This window comes from Nocardia sp. NPDC051832 (assembly GCF_040681285.1).
Taxonomy (GTDB): Bacteria; Actinomycetota; Actinomycetes; order Mycobacteriales; family Mycobacteriaceae; genus Nocardia.
The window spans coordinates 1,650,654-1,673,853 of sequence record NZ_JBFAYL010000003.1; the positions used below are offsets into that span (position 1 = coordinate 1,650,654).

At 65.9% G+C, this 23,200-nt stretch carries 26 protein-coding genes and 1 riboswitch; of the genes, 14 read left to right on the plus strand and 12 right to left on the minus strand.

Going from position 1 to position 23,200, the window contains the following annotated elements:
* The first annotated feature begins 3 nt into the window (after window positions 1–3).
* Window positions 4–615: a DUF3558 domain-containing protein gene (locus tag AB0M14_RS25365; protein ID WP_364998858.1), complete on the plus strand. Its 612-nt coding sequence runs from the start codon at window positions 4–6 to the stop codon at window positions 613–615.
* A gap of 50 nt (window positions 616–665) precedes the next feature.
* Here the strand turns inward: AB0M14_RS25365 and AB0M14_RS25370 are convergent, their stop codons facing one another.
* From AB0M14_RS25370 to AB0M14_RS25385, 4 genes are read right to left on the minus strand one after another with little or no spacing between them, the layout of a single operon-like run.
* Window positions 666–971: a hypothetical protein gene (locus tag AB0M14_RS25370; RefSeq protein ID WP_364998860.1), complete on the minus strand. Its 306-nt coding sequence runs from the start codon at window positions 969–971 to the stop codon at window positions 666–668.
* The gene (locus AB0M14_RS25375) at window positions 968–1,279 is read right to left on the minus strand and encodes a hypothetical protein (RefSeq protein ID WP_364998862.1); all 312 of its coding nucleotides are present in this window, start codon (window positions 1,277–1,279) and stop codon (window positions 968–970) included. The genes AB0M14_RS25370 and AB0M14_RS25375 overlap by 4 nt, the downstream gene beginning before the upstream one ends.
* Complete coding sequence (locus tag AB0M14_RS25380) at window positions 1,279–2,694, minus strand: hypothetical protein (protein ID WP_364998863.1); 1,416 nt, start codon at window positions 2,692–2,694, stop codon at window positions 1,279–1,281. Before AB0M14_RS25380 ends, AB0M14_RS25375 begins: the two co-directional genes overlap by 1 nt.
* Window positions 2,695–2,703: 9 nt before the next feature.
* The gene (locus tag AB0M14_RS25385; protein WP_364998865.1) at window positions 2,704–3,006 is read right to left on the minus strand and encodes a hypothetical protein; all 303 of its coding nucleotides are present in this window, start codon (window positions 3,004–3,006) and stop codon (window positions 2,704–2,706) included.
* 134 nt (window positions 3,007–3,140) lie between these two features.
* On the opposite strand from AB0M14_RS25385, the gene AB0M14_RS25390 reads away from it, so the two are divergent.
* Window positions 3,141–3,392 (plus strand): hypothetical protein, encoded by a 252-nt coding sequence (locus tag AB0M14_RS25390; RefSeq protein WP_364998867.1) that lies wholly within the window; start codon window positions 3,141–3,143, stop codon window positions 3,390–3,392.
* A gap of 218 nt (window positions 3,393–3,610) precedes the next feature.
* Complete coding sequence (locus AB0M14_RS25395; RefSeq protein WP_364998869.1) at window positions 3,611–4,366, plus strand: YncE family protein; 756 nt, start codon at window positions 3,611–3,613, stop codon at window positions 4,364–4,366.
* Window positions 4,367–4,514: 148 nt separating this feature from the next.
* Here the strand turns inward: AB0M14_RS25395 and AB0M14_RS25400 are convergent, their stop codons facing one another.
* Window positions 4,515–5,372, minus strand: a complete 858-nt coding sequence (locus tag AB0M14_RS25400) for a helix-turn-helix transcriptional regulator (protein ID WP_364998871.1) — start codon at window positions 5,370–5,372, stop codon at window positions 4,515–4,517.
* A 366-nt stretch (window positions 5,373–5,738) separates the two neighbouring features.
* On the opposite strand from AB0M14_RS25400, the gene AB0M14_RS25405 reads away from it, so the two are divergent.
* The 3 genes from AB0M14_RS25405 to AB0M14_RS25415 all read left to right on the plus strand — a co-directional run bounded on the left by AB0M14_RS25405 (window position 5,739) and on the right by AB0M14_RS25415 (window position 7,689).
* A complete protein-coding gene (locus AB0M14_RS25405) occupies window positions 5,739–6,563 on the plus strand; it encodes an MBL fold metallo-hydrolase (protein ID WP_364998873.1) in 825 nt (274 codons plus the stop codon).
* A 322-nt stretch (window positions 6,564–6,885) separates the two neighbouring features.
* Window positions 6,886–7,266, plus strand: coding sequence for an RNHCP domain-containing protein (locus AB0M14_RS25410; protein WP_364998875.1), 381 nt, complete (start codon window positions 6,886–6,888; stop codon window positions 7,264–7,266).
* A gap of 9 nt (window positions 7,267–7,275) precedes the next feature.
* Window positions 7,276–7,689: an RNHCP domain-containing protein gene (locus AB0M14_RS25415; RefSeq protein WP_364998877.1), complete on the plus strand. Its 414-nt coding sequence runs from the start codon at window positions 7,276–7,278 to the stop codon at window positions 7,687–7,689.
* 13 nt (window positions 7,690–7,702) lie between these two features.
* Here AB0M14_RS25415 and AB0M14_RS25420 read toward each other — a convergent pair whose 3' ends face one another.
* The 3 genes from AB0M14_RS25420 to AB0M14_RS25430 are packed head-to-tail and all read right to left on the minus strand — an operon-like array spanning window position 7,703 to window position 10,833.
* The gene (locus AB0M14_RS25420) at window positions 7,703–8,884 is read right to left on the minus strand and encodes an MAB_1171c family putative transporter (protein ID WP_364998878.1); all 1,182 of its coding nucleotides are present in this window, start codon (window positions 8,882–8,884) and stop codon (window positions 7,703–7,705) included.
* Window positions 8,881–9,390, minus strand: coding sequence for a hypothetical protein (locus AB0M14_RS25425; protein WP_364998880.1), 510 nt, complete (start codon window positions 9,388–9,390; stop codon window positions 8,881–8,883). The genes AB0M14_RS25420 and AB0M14_RS25425 overlap by 4 nt, the downstream gene beginning before the upstream one ends.
* 39 nt (window positions 9,391–9,429) lie before the next feature.
* Complete coding sequence (locus AB0M14_RS25430; RefSeq protein WP_364998881.1) at window positions 9,430–10,833, minus strand: cytochrome P450; 1,404 nt, start codon at window positions 10,831–10,833, stop codon at window positions 9,430–9,432.
* Between the two features lie 70 nt (window positions 10,834–10,903).
* Here AB0M14_RS25430 and AB0M14_RS25435 point away from each other — a divergent pair, with 70 nt between their 5' ends.
* The 4 genes from AB0M14_RS25435 (at window position 10,904) to AB0M14_RS25450 (ending at window position 13,510) form a co-directional block, all read left to right on the plus strand.
* Window positions 10,904–11,710 carry an alpha/beta hydrolase gene (locus tag AB0M14_RS25435; RefSeq protein ID WP_364998883.1) on the plus strand — a complete coding sequence of 269 codons (807 nt, stop codon included), beginning with the start codon at window positions 10,904–10,906 and terminating at the stop codon, window positions 11,708–11,710.
* A gap of 53 nt (window positions 11,711–11,763) precedes the next feature.
* A complete protein-coding gene (gene aat / locus AB0M14_RS25440) occupies window positions 11,764–12,501 on the plus strand; it encodes a leucyl/phenylalanyl-tRNA--protein transferase (protein WP_364998885.1) in 738 nt (245 codons plus the stop codon).
* 86 nt (window positions 12,502–12,587) lie between these two features.
* Window positions 12,588–12,788 carry a hypothetical protein gene (locus tag AB0M14_RS25445; protein WP_364998887.1) on the plus strand — a complete coding sequence of 67 codons (201 nt, stop codon included), beginning with the start codon at window positions 12,588–12,590 and terminating at the stop codon, window positions 12,786–12,788.
* A 74-nt stretch (window positions 12,789–12,862) separates the two neighbouring features.
* Window positions 12,863–13,510, plus strand: coding sequence for a CoA pyrophosphatase (locus AB0M14_RS25450; RefSeq protein ID WP_364998889.1), 648 nt, complete (start codon window positions 12,863–12,865; stop codon window positions 13,508–13,510).
* An 11-nt stretch (window positions 13,511–13,521) separates the two neighbouring features.
* Here the strand turns inward: AB0M14_RS25450 and AB0M14_RS25455 are convergent, their stop codons facing one another.
* Window positions 13,522–14,016 (minus strand): phosphoribosyltransferase, encoded by a 495-nt coding sequence (locus AB0M14_RS25455; protein ID WP_364998890.1) that lies wholly within the window; start codon window positions 14,014–14,016, stop codon window positions 13,522–13,524.
* 257 nt (window positions 14,017–14,273) lie between these two features.
* On the opposite strand from AB0M14_RS25455, the gene AB0M14_RS25460 reads away from it, so the two are divergent.
* Window positions 14,274–14,786, plus strand: a complete 513-nt coding sequence (locus tag AB0M14_RS25460; protein ID WP_364998891.1) for a DinB family protein — start codon at window positions 14,274–14,276, stop codon at window positions 14,784–14,786.
* Here AB0M14_RS25460 and AB0M14_RS25465 read toward each other — a convergent pair.
* Both AB0M14_RS25465 and AB0M14_RS25470 read right to left on the minus strand, forming a co-directional pair.
* On the minus strand, window positions 14,767–15,552 hold the full coding sequence (locus tag AB0M14_RS25465) for an N-acetylmuramoyl-L-alanine amidase (protein ID WP_364998892.1): 786 nt from the start codon (window positions 15,550–15,552) through the stop codon (window positions 14,767–14,769). The genes AB0M14_RS25460 and AB0M14_RS25465 overlap by 20 nt on opposite strands.
* A 117-nt stretch (window positions 15,553–15,669) precedes the next feature.
* Complete coding sequence (locus tag AB0M14_RS25470) at window positions 15,670–17,148, minus strand: DUF4173 domain-containing protein (RefSeq protein ID WP_364998894.1); 1,479 nt, start codon at window positions 17,146–17,148, stop codon at window positions 15,670–15,672.
* A 570-nt stretch (window positions 17,149–17,718) separates the two neighbouring features.
* Window positions 17,719–17,907: riboswitch (cobalamin riboswitch) on the plus strand.
* Window positions 17,908–17,923: 16 nt separating this feature from the next.
* Between AB0M14_RS25470 and AB0M14_RS25475 the strand changes: the two genes are divergently transcribed.
* From AB0M14_RS25475 to AB0M14_RS25485, 3 genes are read left to right on the plus strand one after another with little or no spacing between them, the layout of a single operon-like run.
* On the plus strand, window positions 17,924–19,516 hold the full coding sequence (locus AB0M14_RS25475) for an ABC transporter substrate-binding protein (RefSeq protein ID WP_364998896.1): 1,593 nt from the start codon (window positions 17,924–17,926) through the stop codon (window positions 19,514–19,516).
* Window positions 19,517–19,526: 10 nt separating this feature from the next.
* Window positions 19,527–20,501 (plus strand): ABC transporter permease, encoded by a 975-nt coding sequence (locus AB0M14_RS25480; RefSeq protein ID WP_364998898.1) that lies wholly within the window; start codon window positions 19,527–19,529, stop codon window positions 20,499–20,501.
* A 32-nt stretch (window positions 20,502–20,533) separates the two neighbouring features.
* Window positions 20,534–22,768 carry an ATP-binding cassette domain-containing protein gene (locus AB0M14_RS25485; RefSeq protein WP_364998900.1) on the plus strand — a complete coding sequence of 745 codons (2,235 nt, stop codon included), beginning with the start codon at window positions 20,534–20,536 and terminating at the stop codon, window positions 22,766–22,768.
* A gap of 30 nt (window positions 22,769–22,798) precedes the next feature.
* Here AB0M14_RS25485 and AB0M14_RS25490 read toward each other — a convergent pair whose 3' ends face one another.
* A complete protein-coding gene (locus AB0M14_RS25490; protein WP_364998901.1) occupies window positions 22,799–23,191 on the minus strand; it encodes a hypothetical protein in 393 nt (130 codons plus the stop codon).
* Window positions 23,192–23,200: the final 9 nt, after the last annotated feature.

A 23,200-nucleotide genomic window follows, 5' to 3' on the forward strand; every position in this document is an offset into this window, starting at 1 on the left:
CTGATGAAAAAGACCGCACTGACCGCGCTCCTGTTCACGACTGCCCTGACGATTGTGGCCTGCAACAGTAACGAGCCCGACGCCACGCCCACGAGCGCAACTCCGCCGCCGTCTAGCAGCATGCCGCGACCGCAGGTCGCGGTTTCGGTTCCGGCAGCACCGCCGCAAAAGAACAAGGGCCGCAACGCCGTCGCGTTTGATCCATGTGTTGACGTCGGTGATTCCACCATCACCGACGCCGGATTCAATCCCCGATCTCGTGAACGAGATGATTTCACATCAGACTTCTATAGCTTTCGAGGCTGTAAATTCACCAAGGGCAACGAACAGGGGATTGCTGTGCGCTATCTGACTGTTCAATCCACCAACATCACTATGGCCGAAGTGCGGGAACGCTACGGCAGCGACGTTCGCAACACCAGCATTGCCGGTCGGGACGCGGCGATCTACCGCATCCCGGGCATGGAACAAGGCGCCTGCCTACTATCGATGCAAACCCGAGATGGTTCACTACACGTCAATCTAGGTGTCGCCGTAGCCTTTAGCGTTGAAAACCCCTGCGACGCAATACCTGGCGTCGCTGAGAAACTGGCACCTGCCCTGATCAACCAGTAGTTCCTGACCTTATGGTTTGACGAATTCGAACGGTGCCAATAGGCGAGAATTCAGGCGACCAAAGATCCGAGCGAAATGCCGCCAAGCAAACCGAGAATGGCGAGCAAGAATCCGGCAAAGGCTCCGACGAAGCCGACACCGGCACGTCGGAGGACGGTGCTGAGCCCAAGCCCCGATGCGCTGACGGCGACTAGAAGCACCCCGACGATGAATGGTGCTGGTATCAACCATCCCGCACTGCGCGGAACCAGGCCCGTATAGGGCAACGCGATAGCGACCATGCCCACCATCGCGGCGCCGAACGATTCGGGGCCGAACCAATCCTGCCGGATGTATCTCGATCGGGCGTCGCTCATACTGGCGCCAGCCAGACGAAAACCACAAGCAACGCCACCGTCAAGATCCCCGTTGCTGCACCCAACGTCCGTGGTGTCCGCCGCAAGGCGAGCAGCGCCGCTACCGCGGCCATGACGCCGATCACTGTGGCGAACACCGTGTTGCCGGACAGCTCGATCGATCGGCTTGCCTGGTCGCTGACCGCTGCAACGAACCCGAAGACTCCCGTTGCCAGGGCGGCAGCGAGAGGAATCGCCACTGTGGCCATCTGCCAGTAGGCGGAGTCGATCTTCGGTCTGGGCTGATCCTTCTCGTACGGTTGTTTCATCAGCGGACTACGACCTTCGGTGGATTGTTGGTGTCTCCCAACGGGGTTGGCGCGTATCGCTCCCAATTCGGGTCATTGAAGTTGACTTTGAAGGGTTCGAACATGTTCTTGCCTCCTCCTACTTCATGGAAGGACGGCAGGTTCGCCATAGGCCCCCACTTGCTTCCCGAGTCCGCCGCATCGATCAGGACCGGGCGGCCGTTGCCTGCGGAGTTGTCCTGGTAGATCTCCATCGAAGGATAGTTGGTGATCTCCCCGCCGGCGGTCACCCTGGGAGTGCCGGGGTTTCCGCTGGTGGGTTCGACGACCAGCGTGCCGTTGACGGTGTGCCCGGAGAGATTCGCGCCGGGGGGTGCGAACGGGTTGGCCGCGTCGTATTGGAGCATGACTGCCCCGTTGGACAGCTGCGTGACTTTCACCTCGGGTTCACCGCATTTCACCTCGCCGTCGGTGGTCACCGACGGGTTCTGTCGGGTGATGATCAGCCCGTTCTCGTAGTCGATGTAGCTGACCACCCGTGCGTGTTCCGGGTCGAAGTTCGGATTGTTGCCGCGGTCGTCACCCAAGTCGTTGGCAGGGACGTTGAACACTTCCTCGGCGGGAATGTAGGCGGCGGCACGCACCACACCCTGCCCCGGGACCGGCTCGATCTTGGCCACCTTGATGTTCGGTGGGTGGCCCTGATATTTCGGGTCGTAGCTGTTCGGGTTCAAGGCCGCTGCGGTTTTCCAGTCGACGTCCGACACGGGTGGCCGCCCGAACATCTTCTCGAACGCCGCAGCAGATGCCGTTGTTCGAGGGTCGGTGCTGTCGGGCGCCGCTACCGGTGTGCCTGGAGACACCGGAGCATCTCGAGCATCGCCGAAGTTGTTGCCCGTGTCTCTGATCTGTTGCGCGGCAGTGCGAATTGCCTGATCGAACTGTTTTGCCGCGTCACGCAGGCTATAGAACGCGGTATTGATCAAGCCTTGCTGACCATTGACCCGTTCCACAATCTTGGTGCGCTGCTCATCGGTGACGTTCGCGGGGAGAGTGGTCTGCAATGCCCAGACATCGCTGACCTTGATGACCTCGCCAGCAACAGCCTTTGTGGGATCTTCGGCATCGGAGACCTTCCCGAGCAAGCTGTTCCGTTCCGACACCAGCCGGCTGCTTGCCTCACGCAGCAGCGTGACGAGATCGGTGACCTCGTCCTTGATCTTCAGCGACTGCTTGTTGTCCTCGCTGACACGACTGTAGGCAGCGTCATGCGCCATCCCCGACCACACGCCAGCCAGGTTGGCGAACTGCTGAGGTGCCCGATCGACCTGATGCTTGTAGTTGCCGTTCTGCGTTTCCACTGCGCCGGCGAGCTCCCCGAGCTTCTCCGCGTTCCAGCTGGTGACATTTGTCCTGGTGAGTGCCCATCCCGCCATCGCTGCGCCCTACGCGTGGAAGCCGAGCGCTTCGAGACTCTTCTTGAAGGTCTCATCGGTGGCCGCGAACTCGTTGGTGGAGTGGGTGATCGTGCTGGAGACCTTCCCGATGCGCTGGGACACCCGCAACCACGCGCCCTCGGTGTACTCGGTAGCCAAGTCGCAGGCCTCACCCAGCGGCGTACCGGGCAACGCGGCAACGATCGCTTTCGCGGCTGATCGGACATCGAGCGCGTCGACCTGGTTCGAGATGTCATCCAGGGTGGTCGATAGAGCTTTCAGCTGGTCGATATCGGCTTGCAACAGAGCCACGGATCCCCCTTGAATCGCCACTTTCACGTACTGCTCGGCATGCATATCCTTCCACCCCAGGCTGCGGCAGCTGAAACAACAGCCGCAGTTGCGCGCAGAATCACACCGGTAGCTCCACCTCCGGGCATCCGTATGTGACGTTCACCGCGATGTGGATCCCGCCGCATTGCGACGTGCGCACCGAAGTCAGGATCGCCTGGCACACATACACCACGGGCACATACCGGCTCCTCTCCGGACTCGCCGGCGGCTACGACACCGGCACCCACGACATCTCGGTGAAGAAGGCGAGGCAGTTGCTCACCGGCGAGGTCTGCTTCCCGCGCCGCTACGCCAACGCGGGCGCATCGCCGGCCGGTGGGCTTCGTGAGAGGATTCAGTCGTGATCAGGGGGGCGTCACGACTTGTGCGCGTTTGCGGGTTCGTTTGGTGCGCAGTCGTTCTCGGGGGCTGTGCGGGTCCCGAGCAGGTGGCAACCGGCGCGACGATCAGCCTTCCCGGCGATCCGATCGCGATCGCGATCGACTCCGGATCCCGGACCGCGTGGGTCGGGATCGCCTCGGGTCGCTCCGTTTCGGTCGTCGACACCTCGGACAATTCGATAGTGGCATCGGTTGCCCTGGATGGCATTCCAGCTGCGATCGCGATCGGACTCGGCCGGGTTTTCGTCACGCACGCTGATTCGGACACCGTTTCGATCCTCGACATTCAGGATCGATCCGTTCGCGCCAGGGTGGCCGTCGGGCGGGATCCGGGCGGTCTGGCGGTGGACCCGATTACGCGAACGGTCTGGGTCGCGAACACCGAGGCCGGGACCGTATCGATCGTCGACGTCGACAATGCATCCGTGGTCGCGACGGTTCCGGTGGGCAGTCGCCCGCGCACTGTGGGCATCGATCCCGGGACGCGGTTGGCGTACGTCGCGAACTACGGCGGGTCGCTGTCGGTCGCCAACGCCGACACACGCGCGGTGACGTCGAAGATTCCGGTCGACGATTCACCACTGACGCTCGTCGTCAGTGCCGAACGGCGTGCCGCGTGCTATTCCACGTACTCCGACCTGCCGCCCAACGACAACACCAAGGTGCGGTGTGTCGATGGCGCTACGAGCGCCCGGACCGCCGACATCGACGTCGGCCACCCGGTCGGCGCGCTCGCCGTGGACGGCCTCGGCAGGACGCTGTACGCGGCTGATCGAGGTGGCAACCGCGTCTCTGTCGTCGACCTCGCCGCCGGCACGGTGACCAGGCAACTCGGTGTCGGCGCGAAGCCGATCGGGATCGCGGTCGACTCCGTTTCCAGGGCCGCGTATGTCGTCGACAGCGGCGCCGGCACGGTCTCGGTGTTCGGTCCGCACTGAGCGGCCGCGCCACAAGCTGGAGATCGAGGGGACGAGTTGATCGCCAGTTCCACCGCCTACGCCGATCTCGATGCCGAGTACGGCCGGCCGATAGCCGAAATTTCCGAGGTGTTGTGATGTCCGTTGGTCACTGTGGCCAGCGTTCGCCTCAGCGTCCGATCCCCGGATCGCGGAGCTCGGCCCAGTATCCGGGCTCCAGGTGGGCTCGGGCCAGGCGGTCGCCGGCGCCTTCCGGCGCCATTACGTAGGTTTCGTATTCGGTGACCGGATGGATGTCGTGTTTGCATCGCATCGTGTATCTGTCGTACTGCTGGGTGGTTGGGTTGAGCAGTAGGACCAGGGGGTCGTAGACCACTTCTTGGGCGAGTTCGGTGCGCCACATGTCTTCGAATGCTTCGCGGTTGATCTCTCGGCATTGGGTTCTGATGTGTTGCAGCCGTTTTGGCTCCGCGATGCCCAGTCCCATTGTTTTCAACAGCCAGATCAGGCGTTGCAGGACGACTTCGAGGTTGCCGACGGTCTTGTCGCCGTCGGTCAGCATTCCCAGCATGTATGTGATCAGGTTGAGCGGCTGTGGGTCGGTGATGGGGGCCGGGAGCAGGGTTGGGAGCAGCTGGGCTGCTTTGGAATTGGCGGCGTAGACGTCGTACTGCGGCATGCCGTGCAGGTAGGCGGGGACGGCGATACTCTCGAGATGGTCGAAATCCCTTGGGGACAGTTTGGGTGGCCAGGTGCCTAGTCGCAGTCGGTGTGCTCGGGTGAAAACCAGCGACTGGATTTTGCGCATGGTCCAGAAGGGGAGCTCGAGGGCTTCGAAAACTTCTTGCAGGACATCGGGACTGGGGAAACGCACGCCACGTTCCCAGCTCGCGTAGGTTTCGGTGCTCACCCGTAAGCGGGTGGCCATCGCCGCCTGCGTGAGCCCGATATCGGTACGGCGGCGGGCCAGGTAACCGCCCATCACCTGCCGCCGCCTGCGCTCGGGCCACATCGACGGGTCGATCAAATCGAGACTGTTATCGAGCGTGCTGCCATGCTCATTCAATTGTGCTGCACTTCCCTACCGTACTGCCCATTCTCCTTGTCGCCGTATGTATTCGGCGTCGGGGTGAGCCCTGATCTTACCTCCCTCGAAGTCTGCCTACCCGTACTCCTTGTACGGGTACCGGGCCTGACCAGCGAGTTGATCGGCCGTACAAGGAGTACGGCCCGATTCCGTTGACGCTGAACGGAACTCCACTGGAAGGTGTTGTTCACCCCATCAATCCGTCAACGGCGCCGGAGGGGCTCTACGAAGAAGGCGCCTGGACGCCGTGTGGGTCGAAGGAAGTACGCCGTGCGAATTCATCATCTTGATTGTGGTCGGCTGAACATGCTGGGGGGAGCACTGATAGATGGCCGGTCGCGCGGAATTCGTGCACCGCTGACCTGCCATGTCCTGGCGATCGAAGATGACGCGGGCGACATCACCCTGATCGACACCGGGTTGGGGGAGCAGGCGCTGTCCCGGCCGAAGGACTGGTTCGGCCGCGGTTGGATGACGGTGTTCGGGCCGGAACCCGACCCGGCGTTGACCGTGCACGCGCAGCTCCTGGGGAAGGGGCTCGATCCCGCCCAGGTGCGCAATATCGTTCTGACGCACATGGATCTGGATCACGTCGGCGGATTGGCGGACTTTCCGCGAGCCACCGTCTACGTGAATCGGCGGGAGCTCGACGGGCAGCTCAATCCCCGCTCCGCGGGGGACCGCAACCGGTATCGATCGATCCAGTTCGCGCACGATCCGAACTGGCACGTCTTCGACTTGGTGCAGAGTGATAGAGAGAGGTGGTTCGGATTTCGCACGGCCGGTGAACTTCCAGGTCTGCCGAGTGGCCTACGCGTAGTCGACTTGGGCGGCCACTCCAATGGGCACGTCGGTGTCGCAATCGACCGCGGACAGGACAGGTGGCTCCTGCACGCCGGCGACGCGTACTACACCGCCGAGCAGATGGATCCCGAGCAACCCCGCCGCGCTGTCGGAATCGCCTGCTTCGAAGCGTTCGCCAGCGTCGACGCGGGCCTGCGGATCGAAACTCAGACCCAGCTACGCGAACTCAAGCGCGATCACGGTGACCGGCTGCAGATCTTCTGCGCTCATTCCGTGGCCGAGCTTCAGGCATTTGCCCAGCCGACTGTCCCCGCCACGCTGACCTGACCGGATCGCCTGAGCACTTATCGCGAGCTCCCGCAGGGGGGAGCTCGCGGTAGGCGGGACGCCCCGGAGATCCTGACCGCATAATTCGATGGCGGAGCGTGGCCGGCCGTTGCTACGGTGCCCCGGTGCGGACGAACCGCATCCGATTCGACTGGCGGAAGGACTGATTTATGCCCCGGCTCGCGCCGAGAGCGCCTCAGGGTGCGTCTTCGGCTTGCCTTTTCGCCAGCCGCACGCACTGACCGGCTTTCCGCGTCGTCGAGGCGCGCTCGGCCTACTCCTGCCGTTTGCACATCAGCTTTCTGCCAAGGAGTGATCCGGGTTGCCCAATCATGTTTCCGCTCAGAACGACCCCAGTCCGGCCTTATCGACCGGCACCTTCACCTGTATCCGCTGCGGGCTCACCGTTTCCGTGCTCGCGCCCGGCAACGGCCGGCGCAATCACTGTCCGAGTTGCCTGCACTCGTGCCACACCGTCGACCAGGTCGAGGGCGGCGTCTCCGAGTGCCACGGCCGCATGACTCCGCTGTCCATCGCGGTGCGCCGCGGCGGCGAGTGGGCCATCGTGCATCGGTGCGCGCGCTGCTACGAGTTGGCACTGCATGCGATCAGTGAGGATGACAACCAGCTGATTCTCATGCGGCTCGCGGTACGCCCGCTGGCGGAGCCGCCGTTCCCGCTCGAAGTCTTCGGCGACCTTTAGGCGGTCGTGATGCCTCGAAGGACCAAAACCGCCGCTGCCCGACCGCAACGCGCCAAGACCGTATTGCACGGTCCAGGTGGGGAATCCGGTGCGAGTTTCCGGTGTATCGGCTGTCGTCTTGATGTGCCGATCGCCGTACCGGGTAGCTCGCACCGCAATCACTGCCCGCATTGTCTGACCAGTCGTCATGTCGACGGTCGGATCCCCGGCGACCGCGCGAACACCTGCCGCGGCCGCATGCTCGCGGTCAGTTCGACCGTGCGCGACAATGGCGAATGGGCACTGGTCCACCAGTGCCTGGAATGCGGAGCATTGAAACTGAATCGCATTGCCGGAGACGACAATGCGCTCGCGTTGCTGCGAATCGCACTGCGGCCCTTGACCGATCCGCATATCGGCCGCAGGGCACTGTTCGCACTGTGACGTCCGGTCCCCACTACCGCGTGTGGTGGGGACCGGTGAGCAGTGGTGCGGTGGTGGGGTGGACGCGTCGCCATACCCGCGCGAGTTCGACGAGCTGATTCAACTCGGCCGCCAAGTCACGTCGCTGTGGGGTCTGCGGGTGTCGCTCGGTCGGCCGCGCCGGCGGCAGCTGCCCGCTCTGTTTCGCGGTGACCGCGGCAGAGATGCGACGCGCATAGTCGCAGAGCTCGTCACGAGGGGAACCGGCCGGCGCGTATTCCGGTGCTTCGGGTGCGTATCGGTGCAGGCGGGCGAGGCAATCCCGGATCTCCATCGTCATGCGGTGTAGCTGGCTGACCGAGTCTGCTCCCGGGCGTTCGAGGACCACCTCCGGGTAGATGTCGGTCAGATCGCGCCACAACGGCCGGAGCTTCCGGCAATACCGTCCCGGTCGATCCCATCCGCTGCGCAGCAGGATGGCCCCGACCAGCGGAACCGCGATAATCGCGGCTCCGACGATCAGCGCGACGAACGCGCTGATCGCCTTCGACTGCATCGTCGGATCCTTCGCGGGGGAATCAGTGAGCACAGCTGCCACCGTCTGGGCGGGCAGATAGATCGATTGCAGGGCGAGGATGCCGAAGTAGGCCAGTACCACGACGTAGATGATGTTTTCGCGAATGGTGTTGTCGCCGTCCCGCAGTTCCCCGACCATGATGTGGACAATCGAGAGCGAACTCGCCGCCAGCACCGAGTAATACGCGATCCACACAATGGCCGCGGGCCAGCCGTGATACTCGTCTATCAGCATGTCGTGCGCACGGGCGGGCGTCCCGGCAACGAGAATGACAGCGGTAGCGATGAGAGCGACTGCATCGTAGCGGTATTGGCGGTGCGAACCCACGGCGTCGTCTCCGTGCGCGGCGGCGATCCGCGCCATTCCGAAAAGACACATGATCGAAAGGAGCAGCGGACCGAATGACGCCTGCCGGGCGACGTTGATGACATACGCGTCATCGAACAGCCACAGAGTGTCGGCGATGGCTTGCTGGACATTGTTGTTGCGCAGCAGATCGCAGACGAGACCGAACGTCAGCGCCCGGGTGGCCAGACGGTCCAGGGACGTTTGGTCGACAAGGAGGTAGCGGCCGACGATCACCAAGGCAACGAATCCGAATGCCGGCCACTGGATTACACCCGGGATCGCCGAAGTCATCGGTGCCGCGCTCGAAAGAAGATGCGGCGCGTGACGGATGGCCGCCGTCGAGGCAGGGTGGCCTCGACCATCAGCATGTCCGCGAAGGTCTCCGCGGAAATCTCCCGTTCGGAGCTGTAATCGTTTCGGCCGAGGACGTTGTGGATCGCGTCCGCCGACAGGGCGGGCATCAGGCTGTACAGCGACAGTCGATCAGCGGGGATGCCGTCGGGCTCGTCGTGCCCCAGCAGCATGTGCCCGATCTCATGGGCGATCACATGATCCGCATGCCATTCGGTGTCGGCCGAATACATGACGATGTCGCTGTCGGTCGTCTTGATCCACAAGCCGCTGATGGTTGTCCCGCATCCGACGCCGGAGAGAGTCTCGGGGTCGTCGACCGGATGCAGAAGAATCGGCCGGCCTCGGTACTGCGCGACCGCATCGACGAAGATGTCGCGATCCCACGGATAAGGGATCTCGATGTGGCGCATCAACTTCGCGAACCGGCTTGCTATGTCGGACACCGGGATCGTCCCCTCTGAACACGTGCTGCGCGGATGATCTCACGCCAGGTGCGAGTCCCGGGAACGTAATCGCATTCTGAGTCCCGTCGGCTTCAGCGTGACGAGCTCATCGATTTCGAGCCGATAGGCCGAATCCGATTCCAGGTCGAACGCATTCAGCACATGGGCCAAGGCCAGGACGATTTCATGGATGGCGAACTGGCGCCCGATGCACGAACGGATTCCGATTCCGAACGGCTTGTACGCGCCGGCCGTGCGCTGCGGTGTCGCGTTCGGAGCGAACCGATCCGGCTCGAATCGATCCGCGTCGGGTCCCCACGCGGCCTTGTCGCGATGGATGGCAAGGAGATTCACATAGACGCATTCGCCCCGTTTGATGCGATAACCCCCCAAGTGGGTGTCCTGCTTGGGACGCCGGAAGTATCCGCCCGCGACCGGCCACAATCTGAGGGCCTCATCGACCACACGACGCAGGTATCGAAGCTTCGCCACCTGCTCATAGCTCAGCGTCGTCGGGTCGCCGTCGGCGATCGTGCCGATCTCTTGGCGTACCCGCGCGACGACATCGGGCCGGTCCGCCAGCAGATGCAGAGCGAAAGCCAATGTGCCCGCACTTGTTTCGTGGCCCGCGATCAGAAAGGTCACAATCTGGTCCCGCACGACGGTCCGTGACAGGGGCTGCCCCGTCTCCGGGTCCGGCGTTTCCATCATGCGCCGCAGCAGGTTGGGCGGCTCGGAGGCGTCGGACCGGTGGCCGTCGATCATGTCCTCCGCGATGCGGTGGAGTTCGGCGACCTTGTGCAGGTGGCGCTGCTGAGCGGCGCGGCCGATCGTCGAGTCCAGGAGCCCGATCGAGACCGGCCGGCTGGCGTAGCGCAGCGCGTCCAACATCAAGGTCACGACCGGAAGACTTTTCTCAACGGGATTGTCCAGGCTCGTGAAGCGGTGCCCGAATCCCGCACGGGCGATGACCTCGAGGGTCAAGGAGTTCATGTCTCCGGCGACATCGACGGCACCGTTGCCTCGTTGCCACTTGCGAACCAGCTCACCGACGACATCCATCATGACCGGGTGGTACAGGCCCATCGCCTCGCGGGTGAATCCCGGCATGAGGACGCGGTGCGCGGCTGCCCACTGCGGATCCTGGGTGGACGCGACAATCAGCCCGGTACGAGCGACGGCCCGCAATCGCCGGATCGGTGGCCCGAACTCCTTCTCCCACTCGGCATCCGATTGCACCGCATCGGCGAGTTCAGCGCTGTTGATGATCACCATCTTCGTGGGCCCGAAGCGCAGCTCGTAGATCGGTCCGGCGGACTCGGAGAGCTTGGCCATCGACTGCACCGGCTTACGCGGGTTGATCGAGAGCACGTCGCCGAGGACCGGAAGTCTGCCCGGAGGGGAGGGAAGCTTTGCCACATCGACGGCGCGAGATCTCCACACCACACGAATCCTAAGACCATGTCAGGTCCGTGGCAGGCCGGTGTCAGGACTGCCGTCGAGAGTTCTTCTCATGACGAACAACAGCACCTCCCCGACCAACTCGAGCTGGACCGGCATGGTCACCGTCGGCGACACCGCCCTGGCCGTCACCGACACCGGCGGCGACGGCATTCCCGTCATCTACTGCAACGGCCAGTTCGCTACTCAGGGTTACTGGAAGAAGGTCATCGCCGACCTCGGGCCGGGCTTTCGCCACATCACCTTCGATGAACGCGCCCGCGGCAAGTCCCAGAAGTCGGCCGACTATTCCTTCGCGACCTGTGTCGATGACGTCGACGCGGTGCTCGCCGCCCGCGGTGTGGACTATGCGATCGTGGCCGGCTGGTCCTACGGAGCGTTCGTGGCGGCGCACTGGGCCAGCCGCAACCCGGACCGTTGCCTGGGCGCGGTCATGGTCGAAGGCGCACAACCGTACGACTGGTTCGACGAGGCCATGGCGGCGCGGATCCGCACACTGTTCAAGCTGCTCAGCCCGATCACCGCGCTGCTGCGACCGACGGGGCTGACGCCGCGGATGAGCGCCGCGCAGCAGGCCGAATCCAATATCGAACTCGGAAAACTGGCCCGCGCGCGGGAACTGGGCCCGGTGCTCGACAACATCGCCGTCCCGGCGCGGTATGTGGTGGCCTCGGGGGCATCGTTCGGCAGCAAGGGTGACGAGCAGGAGAAGATCCGCGCCAGCCTGCCCGGGGTGTGTGAACGCAACCCGCACATCCGGATCAGCGCCAAGGTCGCCAGCAACCACGATCAGATCCTGCGCAAGGACTTCCACGCCGTCGCCGACGCGGTCCGCGAGGTGGCGCCCGCCGGCCGCTGAAGACAAACATTCGCTGCCCGAGGCTGTTCGCTCAGGTCGGTAATCTCGGTCTGGTGACCGACGCTGCCGACCTGAAGCGGATGTTTCTGGACGATCCAGACCAGCCCTTCCCCGCTGTCGAACTGGCGGATCCCGCCGGACTGGTCGCCCTCGGCGGGGACCTGTCGGTACCGCGACTGTTGGACGCCTATGCCGCGGGCATCTTCCCCTGGTACAACCCCGGCGAAATAATCCAGTGGTACTGCCCTGACCCGCGCAGCATCCTGGTCCCGACCGAGCTACGGGTAACCAAGTCCTACCGCCGATCGGTCAGCACCGCCGACTACGCGGTGACCATGGATCGCGCCTTCGCCGAGGTGATCTCGAATTGCGCCGGGCCACGCGCCAACGAAACCGGCACCTGGATCGGTTCCGACATGCTGTCCGCCTACCAGGAACTCCATCACCTCGGCCACGCCCACTCCGTCGAGATATGGCGCGACGGCGACCTTGTCGGCGGCCTCTACGGCGTCGCGTCCGGCCGCTCTTTCGCCGGCGAGTCCATGTTCTCCCACGCCCGCGACACCTCCAAGGTCGCGCTGTATTGGCTGTGCGCCCAACTCGCGGCCTGGGATTTCGCCCTCATCGACTGCCAGGTCACCTCCAGCCACCTCACCTCCCTCGGCGCCATCGACCTCCTTCGCGAGGACTACCTCCACCTACACACCCAAGCCGCTGCCCGCCCCGCCCTCCCGGGCCCCTGGCAATTCGCAATCCCAGTCCCGAACTCCGCCAACCACCTCCCTGCGTAAACGATCGCGTAGCAGGTCTGCGGGGCGAATCACCATGCCGACCGAAATGCGGGACTGGGGCGGGGTCCGGTCGGATGATGCAGGTCATGGCCATCCATATGGGACCACTCGAGACCCAGACGGACCCCGAGTTGCTTCAGCATCTCGCGTTCTGGCGGCGGAAGTTGCAGGAGTACATCCGGACCGGGGACCCGGGTTCTGTCACCGAGGGGCATGAGCAGGTGCGGAAGTTCCGGTCCGAGGCGATCAAGCGGGGGCTCATTCCGCCTACGAACCTCGATTTCTGACCGATGCCGGCTGCTCCGCTTGCCGCAGGAACCGAACGTTGACGTGTGCCGGCGGCGCGAATTAGGTTCAGCTGATGCCGGTCGAGGAGGACAGCAGCGGATACCGCTGGCGTGATGCGCCCGCTGACCAGCTGCGGAGCGAAGTGGCCGAAGGGTTGGGCAGGTTCTCGCGGCGCACCGCCGATCCCAGTGGCCGTAAGGCGGCGGCAGTGCTGATCGCGATTGCCGATCGCGCGGGGGAACAGGGTATTTGGCTGACCGAGCGGTCGCCGGGACTGCGCGCCCATGCGGGGCAGTTGGCCTTGCCGGGCGGCAAACTGGATCCGGGGGAGGACGCGGAAGCGGCGGCCTTGCGGGAACTGGAAGAGGAGCTGGGCATCACCGCGCCCCGCTCGACGGTGCTCGGGCTGCTCGACGACTACCCGACCCGCTCCGGCTATGTGATAACCCCGGTGGTGGCGTGGATCGGCGACGCGCCGGCGCCGACCCCGAACCCCGCTGAAGTGGCTGTGGTGCACTGGATTCCGATCCCCGACCTGGACGTCGACCCGCTTTTCGTCGCCGTGCCCGGGTCCGACCGCCTCGCCATTCAACTCCCGCTGCTGGGCGGCCACCTGCACGCCCCGACCGCCGCGATCCTGTACCAATTCCGTGAGGTGGCCCTCCGCGGCCGCCCCACCCGCGTCGACCACATGGACCAGCCCCGCTTCGCTTGGGAGTGAGCTAATCGCCGCTACGCGTCGAGAACCTGCGCCTCGCGGGTGACGACGGGCGGCAGCACCGACCAGGGGAAGTTGATCCAGCGGTCGGTGCGCTTCCACACGTATTCGCAGTCGACCTCGGAGTGCGGCTTCTGATAGATCACCGCGCAGCGCACCTCGGCGACCTTGTCGGCGCAGAAATCGCGCACCAGTTTCAGCGTCGCGCCGGTGTCGGCGACGTCATCGGCGACCAGCACCCGCGCTCCGGCGAGATCGACCGCCTGCGGGACGGGCGGCAGCATGACGGGCAGGTCGAGACGCTGGTCGACGCCGGTATAGAACTCCACATTCATGACGTGCAGGTTCTTGACGTCGAGCGCGTACCCGAGCGCCCCCGCGACGAACAGCCCACCTCGGGCGATGGACAGGATGAGGTCCGGCTCGAACCCGTCGTCGGCGATCTCCTCGGCAAGCGCCCGGCTCGCGGAGCCGAACAGCTCCCAGGTGAGTTCTTCCCGATCCGACATCTGCAACTCCTTCGGTGCTGGTGCAAAGAACCTAGACCACGCGCGGATCGCCCAGCCACTCATCCCGGCTGTAAGCTGACTTCGGCGGCAGTGCCTTCTGACAGGCTGGCTGCGTGTTGACGTCGGTCAGCCACGCTCCGTTCGCAATTTGTGCGACGAGCGGATCGAATTCCCCTTCTCCCGGTTTGCCGGGCACCGGACATTTCGTCCACCTTCCGAGATCGATCGCCGCCGCATCGTGAATGGAGTGAAAGCCTATGAGTAACAACCCGATTACCGAGGGCGCCGAGCGGGCGATCCTCGAGGACATGCTCGATCGCAACCGTGCGGCGCTGATCGAGACGGTGCGCGGTCTGTCCGAGGCCGACGCGCGCCGGCGTCTCGTCTCGTCGCTGACCTCGCCGATCAGCTTGCTCAAGCATGCCGCCGCGGCGGAACGTATCTGGTTCCAGCGGTTTTGGGCGGACCTCGAGGAATCCGAATGCGATGGGTACTCGGCTCGCGACGAGGGCACCTTCGCCGTCGGCGCCGACGAGTCCCTGGGCGAGGTCATCGCCGAGTTCGAGCGGGCGAGTCAGCGATCACGGGTGATCGCGTCCCGCTTCGACCTCGACGACACCAAGCACAATCCCCGCGAGGGGACCGTCAGCATGCGATGGACATTGCTCGCCATGATCCAGGAGTTCGCCAGGCACGCCGGTCACGGCGATATCCTGCGCGAGCAGATCGAGCGGCCGCTGCCCGGTCAGGTCACCGCTGCACCTTCGTGAGGTCGGTGAAACCGTCGACGCCCAGTTCCGCGCCGATCGCGGCGACGGCGTCGACGAGGGTCCGATCGCCCAGCTGCGGCCAGCCTTTCAGGGGGATCGGACCGCCGATCTGCTCGCGCAGATCGTTGACGTACTCGTCGATGTAGCGGATCGCGGTGCCGAGGGTGACGGTCTCGCCGCGGAAGTTGACGAAGGTTTCCTCGAGCGCGGGCATGGTCTTGCCTCCTGGGATGGGTTTGCCGTCGATGAGTGCTTGCACGTCGAGACGAAACGCGGCCATGTCGATGCCGAACGGGTCGATCTTGCCTTCGCTGCTGTACTCCCAGTGCGCGACGCAGTCGCCGGCGTCGCGCCCGAGGTGCCGCAGGATCGCGGCGCAGCCACGCTTGTAGGCGTCGAGTTGCGCCGCGGTCCAGTCGCTTCCGTCGCCGCGGGACACCGCCTCGATGCCGATCACATGGAAGTTGGCATTGTCGGTGGGCCAGCCGGGATGTGAGCCGCGTCCGGCATGCCAGCACACGCCGACGGCGATCACCCGATAAGTGCCGTCCCGTTCCAGCACCAGCTGCGCCAACGGTCCGTCGAGGTCGGGCCGCCCGTACTGGACGATGCGCCAGTCGTTCTCGCCGCCACCACCGGTGTGATGGCACAGCACGCCCCGGATATCACCGAAATCCCCGTGCCCGCGGTCGCGCCACCCGTCGTGCTCGACCACTCGCAGGCCTGCGGCGCGTAGTACGTCGGCCAACCAGTGCGGATCACTCACGCTTAACCTCCTTCACTGCGATCCCAGATTTTCTGGGGCGCACTGAATTCGATGCCGCAACGCGCCTGGCGTTCCCGGAGGCGAATTCTGGAGATCCCTGTACGATGTCTCCGCTAGCTACCTGCTAGCGAATCTCGACCAGTTCCAGCCCTGCCAGGAGTCCGATTCGAGGTCGGCGCGAATCGCGGCGGCGATCTGGCTGCGCCGGGGTTCGGGCATGCGCTCGAGGGCGGACAGTGCGTCGGGGGACAGGCTGCTCAGATAGTCGAGATCGAGGTCCGTTTTCACCTCGCGGCCACCGGTTGTCTCGACGGTCTTGCCGGACAGCCAGCGCTCGATATTCTGTTCGGCGATAAGGCCTTCCGGGTTTACGCACGCCAGAAGCAACAGGGTCGAGGCGGCCGCGCCGACCGCGGCGCGCGGCACCCAGTGGCGGCGCAACCGCACCAGGCTGGCCAGTACCAGCAGGTAGACGAATCCGACCCAGAGCTCGAAAACCTCTACCAGCAAACGCAATACGGTGAATCCGTACGCCTGTTGATAAGTCCACATGCGGTGCAGTGCGGAGGCGACGATCACCAGGGTGAGCACGCTGACCGCCGAGATCAGGATTCGCAGCCAGCGCCGTGCGGCCGCGGATTCCTGTGCGGCCCAAGTCTGTACGGCCGCGATGACGGCGAGAGTGAGCATGCTGACGATGGACAGCTGCCAGAACCCGCTGCGCGCGTATTCCGCGTAGGTCAACCCGGACGTGCGCTGCACATACCCGTTCCCGCCGAAGAGCACCGCCAGCTGAGTGGCTACGAAGACCGTGAACAACACCGTCAGCGCGCCGAGCGGCAACGCCCACTCCAGCCGCGACCAGCGCCGCCGAATGATCCGCGCGGCAACGGAATGCGATTCTCCGGCCGGGAGCGGCGGGGCGGCCAAGAGGTACAGCGCACCGGCGACAGCGAGCGCCGCGACGGTGCCGACGAACACCCAGCGCGCCCCCGTAGCGCCGTCGAACTGCGGTGTCACGCTGTCGATGAGTCGCGCGAACACCGCGTCCGCCCCGGCCAGCAACGGAATGAACACCGCCAGCAACACGACGGTCACCAGCGCCGACCATCCCACCCGCTGCGCCGCGGAGGACTTGCGCGCCGGCAGCCGCTGGATCCCGTGGTACAGCCACGGCATCGACTCGAACGCCGACACCGGGACCGCGATCAGGTCGTACATCAGCCCATTCGCGGACCGCCGCACCACAGCCAGCGATACGGTCACCGCCGCACCCAGCGCGCACAGCACGAACAACCACTCCGCCGCGCGCACCGCGCCGACGGCCAGGAGTCCCACCGTGATCGCTGTCCACCACGCCACACCTGGCCAGCGCCGCGGCGACTTCTCGCCCGGCGATGTGTCTTCCGCTGTCGCACTCGGGGATTCATCCGGTGCCTCGGCGGGCGCGCGACGGGCCATGCGGTCGACGGTGTACACCGCGCCGATGCCTGCCACACCGGCCAGAACCCAGCCGAGCCCCGGCCGATCGAGCGGGACGAGCACCGCGGCCGCGATGCCCGCGAGCACGATCGCCAGGAGCGCACCACGTGGCATGGGCACACGCACCGACTTCGGTGGGAGGCGCTGTGGCGGTCGTATTACCGGGTTAGTGCGCTTCGGCTGGAACGGGCCGCCGACGGGCGCTGCGGCGATGCCTACGATCGGCGACGGGACGCTCCAGGGCGAAGGCGGGGTCTCGGCGGATGTCGCTGCCCTGTCGCCGTCGGTGTTGGGTTCCGGCGTCTGCGCCACCTCCGAGCCGCCATCCGCTGCGGGCGCAGGCGAGCTTGGCGTAGCTGAACTCTCTGTATCCAGCTGGTCGAGCGGGCTCGGTTCTGGTTCTGCCGCAGCGGGATCCGCTGCCTCGAGGCTCTCGGCTGCCGCCGCCCGGGGTGCGAGGCGTTGAATCGGCAGGACCGGTGGGCGTTTGCGCTTGGGGCGAAGTGGCGGCGCCGAGGCCGAACTATCAGCGGAGTCGGGCGAAGAGTCGGACATCGGTGCTCTCTGTTTGATCATGGATCCGGGTGCGGACAATGCTTTTGATCTAAGTCGGCACCCGTGGAGAATTTGTGACGTTGCCGCGCGGACCTGGTGGCAATCGGGCTCATCGCATCCTCGTTGCCGGTGCGGCGGTTCGGCCGCTGTAGGGTCGGTACCCGGCGTAGGGAACACCGGTGCGAATCCGGGGCTGTCCCGCAACTGTCACCGGGGAGCAATCCGCCGATTCATGGTCACGACCTGCCCAGGTTGGAAGGCCGGCGGAGGTGTGTCGATCCGGGAGCCAGGATACCTGCGCCGGAGGTATCGGGATCCACCCACGAGGATGGCAATGAACAACTACACATCGGATCGGCCTGGTCTCGGCCGCCGGAAGTTCCTGCTGGGCAGTGCGGGAGCGTTCGGCGCTGTCGTGCTGGGCGGAATGATGACGGGCTGCGGCTCCGAAAGCGGACCGGCGGGTGCGCCGCTGGGTCCACCGCGGACGGGCGGGCGCTTGCGCTCGGTGATCGCCGGACGGTCGGCGAGCGCGGACGTCCTGGACCCGCATCAGGCCGGCAGTTCGGCCGGCGGCGCCGTGTCCAAGAACGTGTGGGACAAGCTGGTTGCCTACAACAACGACCTGACGTTGCGGTACCGGCTGGCCCGGTCGCTGGAGCCGAACGCCGACGGCAGCGAGTGGCGCATCAACCTGCGCCCGGGCGTGGTGTTCAGTGACGGCACCCCGCTGACCGCGCGCGATGTGCTGTGGAGCTTCCAGCGGATGCTCGATCCGGCCAAGAAGTCCTCCGGAGATCTCTCGGTGGTCGACATGTCGCGCACCCGCGCCGACGGCGACCTCGGCGTGGTGGTGTCGATGAAATCACCGCTGGCGGACTTCGGTTCGGTGCTGGCGGGCTGGTACTGCTACATCGTCAAGGACGGCACCGGCGTCATCGACGGCTCGGCGCTGCCGGTGGGCACCGGACCGTTCGCGCTGGCGCGCTGGTCACCCGGCGACCGAACCCTGTTGCGGCGCAACGAGCGGTACTGGGACGGGGCGGTGCTGCTGGATGAGGTCGAGATCATCCAGATCGCCGAGACCGAAGCCCGGATGAACGCCTTCCTGTCCGGGGAAGCCGATGTCGCGCACGAGATCTCGTACTTGCAGGCGCGCACGCTGTCGAGCGATCCGAACACCACCGTGGTGGTTCCGCCCGCCGGTTTGATGGGCGCGTTCCAGATGCGGGTGGACACCGCGCCTTTCGATGATCCGCGGGTGCGGCAGGCGATGCGGCTGGCGGTGGATCGGCAGGCCATGGTCGACTCGGTGTATTACGGCTACGCCGAGGTCGGCAACGACATCTACGGCAAGGGCGCGCCGTTCTATCACGACACCCTGCCGCAGCGGTCCTACGATCCGCAGCGGGCGCGGGAACTGTTGCGCGAGGCCGGCAAAGAGAACCTGACGGTGACGCTGCCCACGGCCGACGGTATGCCGGGCATGCTCGAGGCGGCCACCTTGTACGCCGAGCACGCCAAGGCCGCCGGTATCACCATCAAGCTGGAATCGGTCCCGGCCGACACCTACTTCTCTCAGGTCAGCGGCAAGGCGGCGCTGTCCCACATCGGCTGGTGGAACTACAGTCTCGACTACTTCTACGGCCAGACGATGACCAGCGCGTCACCCAGCAACGGCACCGGCTGGCGGCGGCCCGGCTGGGACGCCACCTTCGCTCAGGCCCGCGCCGCCATGGATCCGCGGCGCCGCACCGAGCTGTATCGGCAACTGCAGGAAGAACTCTGGAACGAGGGCGGCTACATCCTGCACAGCTTCGCCAAGCGACCCGATGCGGCGAAGAATCATGTGGGCGGCGTGCGCAACGGCGTGCCCGGCACCGACGACTGGGCGAATTACGCGACCACCTGGCTCGCCGAGCAGTGATCCGCCGGTCGTGATCGCCTATGTCGTGCGGCGCGTCGGCGGCGGCATCGGAGTGCTGTTCGCCGTCGCGCTGGTCGTTTTCGTGTTGTTCGAGGCGCTGGATTCCGATGCGGCGACGGTCATCCTGTCGCGCGCGGGCGGCGGCGATCCCACCCCGGAGCAGCTGGCGGCGCTGCGCACCGAACTGGGCCTGGACCGGCCCGCGCCGGTGCGTTTCGCGGACTGGCTGATCGCCTTCGGGCAGGGCGATTTCGGGAACTCGCTGATCTCGGGCCGCCCGGTCGCAGATGTGCTGCTCGGGCGCGCCACCAATAGCGTTGCGCTCGCGCTGATCACCGCCGCACTCTTGATCCCGGCGTCGCTCGTGCTCGGTCTGCTGGCGGGCGCACGCGCCGGCTCCCGGACCGACCGGGTCATCAGTGTGGGCGCGCTCGCCGCGGAATCGGTGCCCTCCTTCGTCTTCGGTGTACTGCTGGTTGCGACAGTGTCGCTGTCGCTGCATCTGCTGCCCGCGGTCTCACTGCTGCCGACCGGCGCGAGTGTGTGGGGCCGTCCGGAGATCCTGGTGCTGCCGGTGGCGTGCCTGCTGATCGGGCTGGCGCCGCATCCGGTGCGGATGGTGCGGGCGCAGACCGCCGAGGTCATGGCCAGTCCGTACATCAAGACGGTGCGGCTCAACGGGATCGGCGGCCCGCGACTGATGCTGCGCCATGTCGCCCCCAATGCGGTGTCGGCGTCGATTCACCCGCTCGCGGGCTCGGTGGTCGGATTGATCGGCGGGGTCGCGGTCGTGGAGACGCTGTTCTCCTATCCGGGCTTGTCGCAGGAGTTGTTGCGGGCCATCGAGGCTCGCGACTTTCCGTTCGTGCAGTCGGCCGCCGTGCTGCTGGCGGCGGTGGGGATCGTGGTCTATCTGCTCGCCGATCTGCTCACCCTGCTGGTGAGTCCGCGGGCGCGGCAGGTAGCGGTGGGGGACCGGATATGAGGGGCCGCGGCAAGATCCGATCCGTCTGGTTGATGATCACCGTCGCACTGCTGCTCCTGGTGGTCTCGGGCCCGATCCTCGCGCCCTATTCGCCGACCGCGGCGACGGCGCCGCCGTTCCAGCCGCCCTCGGCCCGGCATCTCCTCGGCACCGATGTGGTCGGACGGGATGTGGCGTCGCGGGTGCTGCACGGCGGGCTGCCGCTGCTGTCGATCGCCGGGGTGGCGCTGGTCGTCGCGTACGCGCTGGGGCTGGGGCTGGGCCTGATCGCCGGATTGCGCCGTGGGTGGGACCACTGGATCATGCGTCCGGTCGACGCGATCACGGTGGTGCCGTGGTTCCTGCTGCTCGCGGTGATCGCCACCGCGATGGGCGCGGGGCCCGCCGCGATCGTCGTGACCGCGGCACTGGCGTCGGTGCCCTGGATCATTCGCATCGTGCGCACCTGTGTGCTCGAACTCGCCTCGACCGGCTATGTCGAATCAGCCCGTGCCCGAGGCGAACCGCTGTGGCGGCTGGCGCTGGTCGAGGTGCTGCCGAACCTGCGGGGCGTGGTGCTCGCCGATGCGGGCGTGCGGATGTCCGCGACGATTTCGCTGGTCGCGGTGAGCGGATTCCTCGGGCTGGGGCTGCGCCCGCCCGCACCCGACTGGGCGTTGATGATCACCGAGAACCGGCCCGGATTCGGTCTGCAACCGTGGTCGGTGCTCGCCCCGGCGCTGTTGATCATGGTGCTGGTGGTCTCGGTCAATATGGTTACCGACCGGGCCTTCGGCGCCGATCACCGCGAGACGAAGCATCGGCCGGTGGACTTCTCCGATGCGGAGTCGGGGCTGTCCGTGGCGGGACTCACGGTCCGGGATCAGGCCGGAACCATTGTCCTGGAAGATATTTCGCTGCATCTGCCGCAAGGTGAGAGTGTCGCGGTAGTCGGCCCGTCCGGAGCAGGTAAGACGACCTTCGCGTTGGCGGTGCTGGGCGCGCTGCCGCACGGCCTGTCCGCCGCGGGTTCGGTGCGCATCGGCAAAGGCGTCAGCCGCCGCACCGTCGGCTATGTCCCGCAGGACCCCGCGACCGGACTCAACCCGGCGCTGCGCATCGGCACCGCCTTGCGCGAAATCGCCAGGCTCCACGGCACTGTCGACGACATCGCGGCGACCTTGCAGCGAGTTGACCTGCCCAGCGATGCCCAGTTCCAGCGCAGGTTTCCGCACGAGCTGTCCGGTGGCCAGCAACAGCGCGTCCTCCTGGCGCTGGCGCTACTCGGCGACCCGGCCCTGCTGGTGCTCGACGAGCCGACCACCGGATTGGATGCGCGCACCCGAGTTCACCTGGTGGCGACGCTCCGCCGGATCCGGCGTGACACCTCGACCACGCTGCTCGTGATCACCCACGACCTGGCGACGGTGGAATCGCTGGTCGACCATGTGCTCACCTTGGATCAAGGCAGGGTGTCAGCCCTGGGCACGCCCGAAACACCCGGTGCGGCAACCGAGTTCCGGGAACCACGCCCCGAAGTGGCCGAGCCGTCGATGCTTCAGACCGAGCCGCCGATACTCCGGACCGAGCCGTCAATAGTTCGGGCCGAGCGGCAACTGTTTCGGGTCGAGCGCCTCACGCTGGCACATGGGCGCAGAGGGCGGCCGGTCGTGGAGGGACTGTCGTTCACGTTGCGGCCCGGCGAATGTCTCGCCCTCACCGGCAGATCCGGCGCGGGCAAAACCACAGTGGCTCGCGCCCTGTCCGGTCTGCATGTCCCGGCGGCCGGAGTCGTCGAATTGGACGGCACGCCAATGCATTCCCGAGTCGATCGGCGGCCACTGGAGCATCGCCGTGCGGTGCAGCTGATTTTCCAGAACCCGGCGACCTCGCTCAACCCGTCCTATCGGATCGGTAGCCAGATCGCCCGGCCACTGCGCCTGCTGCACGGCATGACCAGCAAGGCTGTCGACCAACAGACCCGGGAGCTCCTGGCTGGGGTGGGCTTGGACCCCGAATTGGCGGCACGGCGTCCCGGCCGATTGTCCGGCGGCCAGCAACAGCGGGCTGCCATCGCCCGCGCCCTCGCCGCCGAACCCCGCATCCTGATCTGCGACGAGATCACCTCCGCCCTCGACCCGGCAACCCAGGACATGGTGCTGGACCTGCTCGACGGCCTCCGCCGAAAAGGTTTGGCGCTCATCGTGATCAGCCATCAGGACAGAGTGATCGACCGCCTCGCCGATACGGTCTTGCACCTCCCAGCGGAAGCGGCCGTATCGGTCTGAAGACATCGGCAATATCGGCGCAGCTGAGCGCTAGAGGCTGGCCACTTTGGCCTGGCCGGTGATGACGTTGTCCGCGCTGTCGACGAGCGCGATACGCACCTGCACCTGCTGTCCGGGCGAAAGCTGCGCCCCGTTCAGCAGCACCACAGTGTTGTGACGATTTCCATCGCAGGTGAGCCCGCCCTGGACGCCCGTGGCGGAGGGGCGTTCGGCGTCGGGCGCGCCGACCATCGCCTTGACGGCGGTCACGCCGGCCGCGGCGTCACAGCTGTAATCGACCGCGATATTGGCCTGGCCGAGGGCGGTGGCGTTGATGCTGTTATCGGCGAGAGCGGGGGCGGCGGTGGTGATGACGGCCGCCCCCGTCGCCGCGAAGAGGGTCAGGAATAGGGCCGGACGGCGGAAGCTCTGGATTGTTGCCATGGATCTTGT

Bases quoted from the DNA above. Each gene is read 5' to 3' on its own strand.
- AB0M14_RS25365 (WP_364998858.1), top strand. From the start codon at position 4: ATGAAAAAGACCGCACTGACCGCGCTCCTGTTCACGACTGCCCTGACG.
- AB0M14_RS25370 (WP_364998860.1), bottom strand. From the start codon at position 971: ATGAGCGACGCCCGATCGAGATACATCCGGCAGGATTGGTTCGGCCCC.
- AB0M14_RS25375 (WP_364998862.1), bottom strand. From the start codon at position 1,279: ATGAAACAACCGTACGAGAAGGATCAGCCCAGACCGAAGATCGACTCC.
- AB0M14_RS25380 (WP_364998863.1), bottom strand. From the start codon at position 2,694: ATGGCGGGATGGGCACTCACCAGGACAAATGTCACCAGCTGGAACGCG.
- AB0M14_RS25405 (WP_364998873.1), top strand. From the start codon at position 5,739: ATGCTGGGGGGAGCACTGATAGATGGCCGGTCGCGCGGAATTCGTGCA.
- AB0M14_RS25415 (WP_364998877.1), top strand. From the start codon at position 7,276: ATGCCTCGAAGGACCAAAACCGCCGCTGCCCGACCGCAACGCGCCAAG.
- AB0M14_RS25420 (WP_364998878.1), bottom strand. From the start codon at position 8,884: ATGACTTCGGCGATCCCGGGTGTAATCCAGTGGCCGGCATTCGGATTC.
- AB0M14_RS25435 (WP_364998883.1), top strand. From the start codon at position 10,904: ATGACGAACAACAGCACCTCCCCGACCAACTCGAGCTGGACCGGCATG.
- AB0M14_RS25445 (WP_364998887.1), top strand. From the start codon at position 12,588: ATGGCCATCCATATGGGACCACTCGAGACCCAGACGGACCCCGAGTTG.
- AB0M14_RS25450 (WP_364998889.1), top strand. From the start codon at position 12,863: ATGCCGGTCGAGGAGGACAGCAGCGGATACCGCTGGCGTGATGCGCCC.
- AB0M14_RS25455 (WP_364998890.1), bottom strand. From the start codon at position 14,016: ATGTCGGATCGGGAAGAACTCACCTGGGAGCTGTTCGGCTCCGCGAGC.
- AB0M14_RS25460 (WP_364998891.1), top strand. From the start codon at position 14,274: ATGAGTAACAACCCGATTACCGAGGGCGCCGAGCGGGCGATCCTCGAG.
- AB0M14_RS25470 (WP_364998894.1), bottom strand. From the start codon at position 17,148: ATGCCACGTGGTGCGCTCCTGGCGATCGTGCTCGCGGGCATCGCGGCC.
- AB0M14_RS25475 (WP_364998896.1), top strand. From the start codon at position 17,924: ATGAACAACTACACATCGGATCGGCCTGGTCTCGGCCGCCGGAAGTTC.
- AB0M14_RS25485 (WP_364998900.1), top strand. From the start codon at position 20,534: ATGATCACCGTCGCACTGCTGCTCCTGGTGGTCTCGGGCCCGATCCTC.
- AB0M14_RS25490 (WP_364998901.1), bottom strand. From the start codon at position 23,191: ATGGCAACAATCCAGAGCTTCCGCCGTCCGGCCCTATTCCTGACCCTC.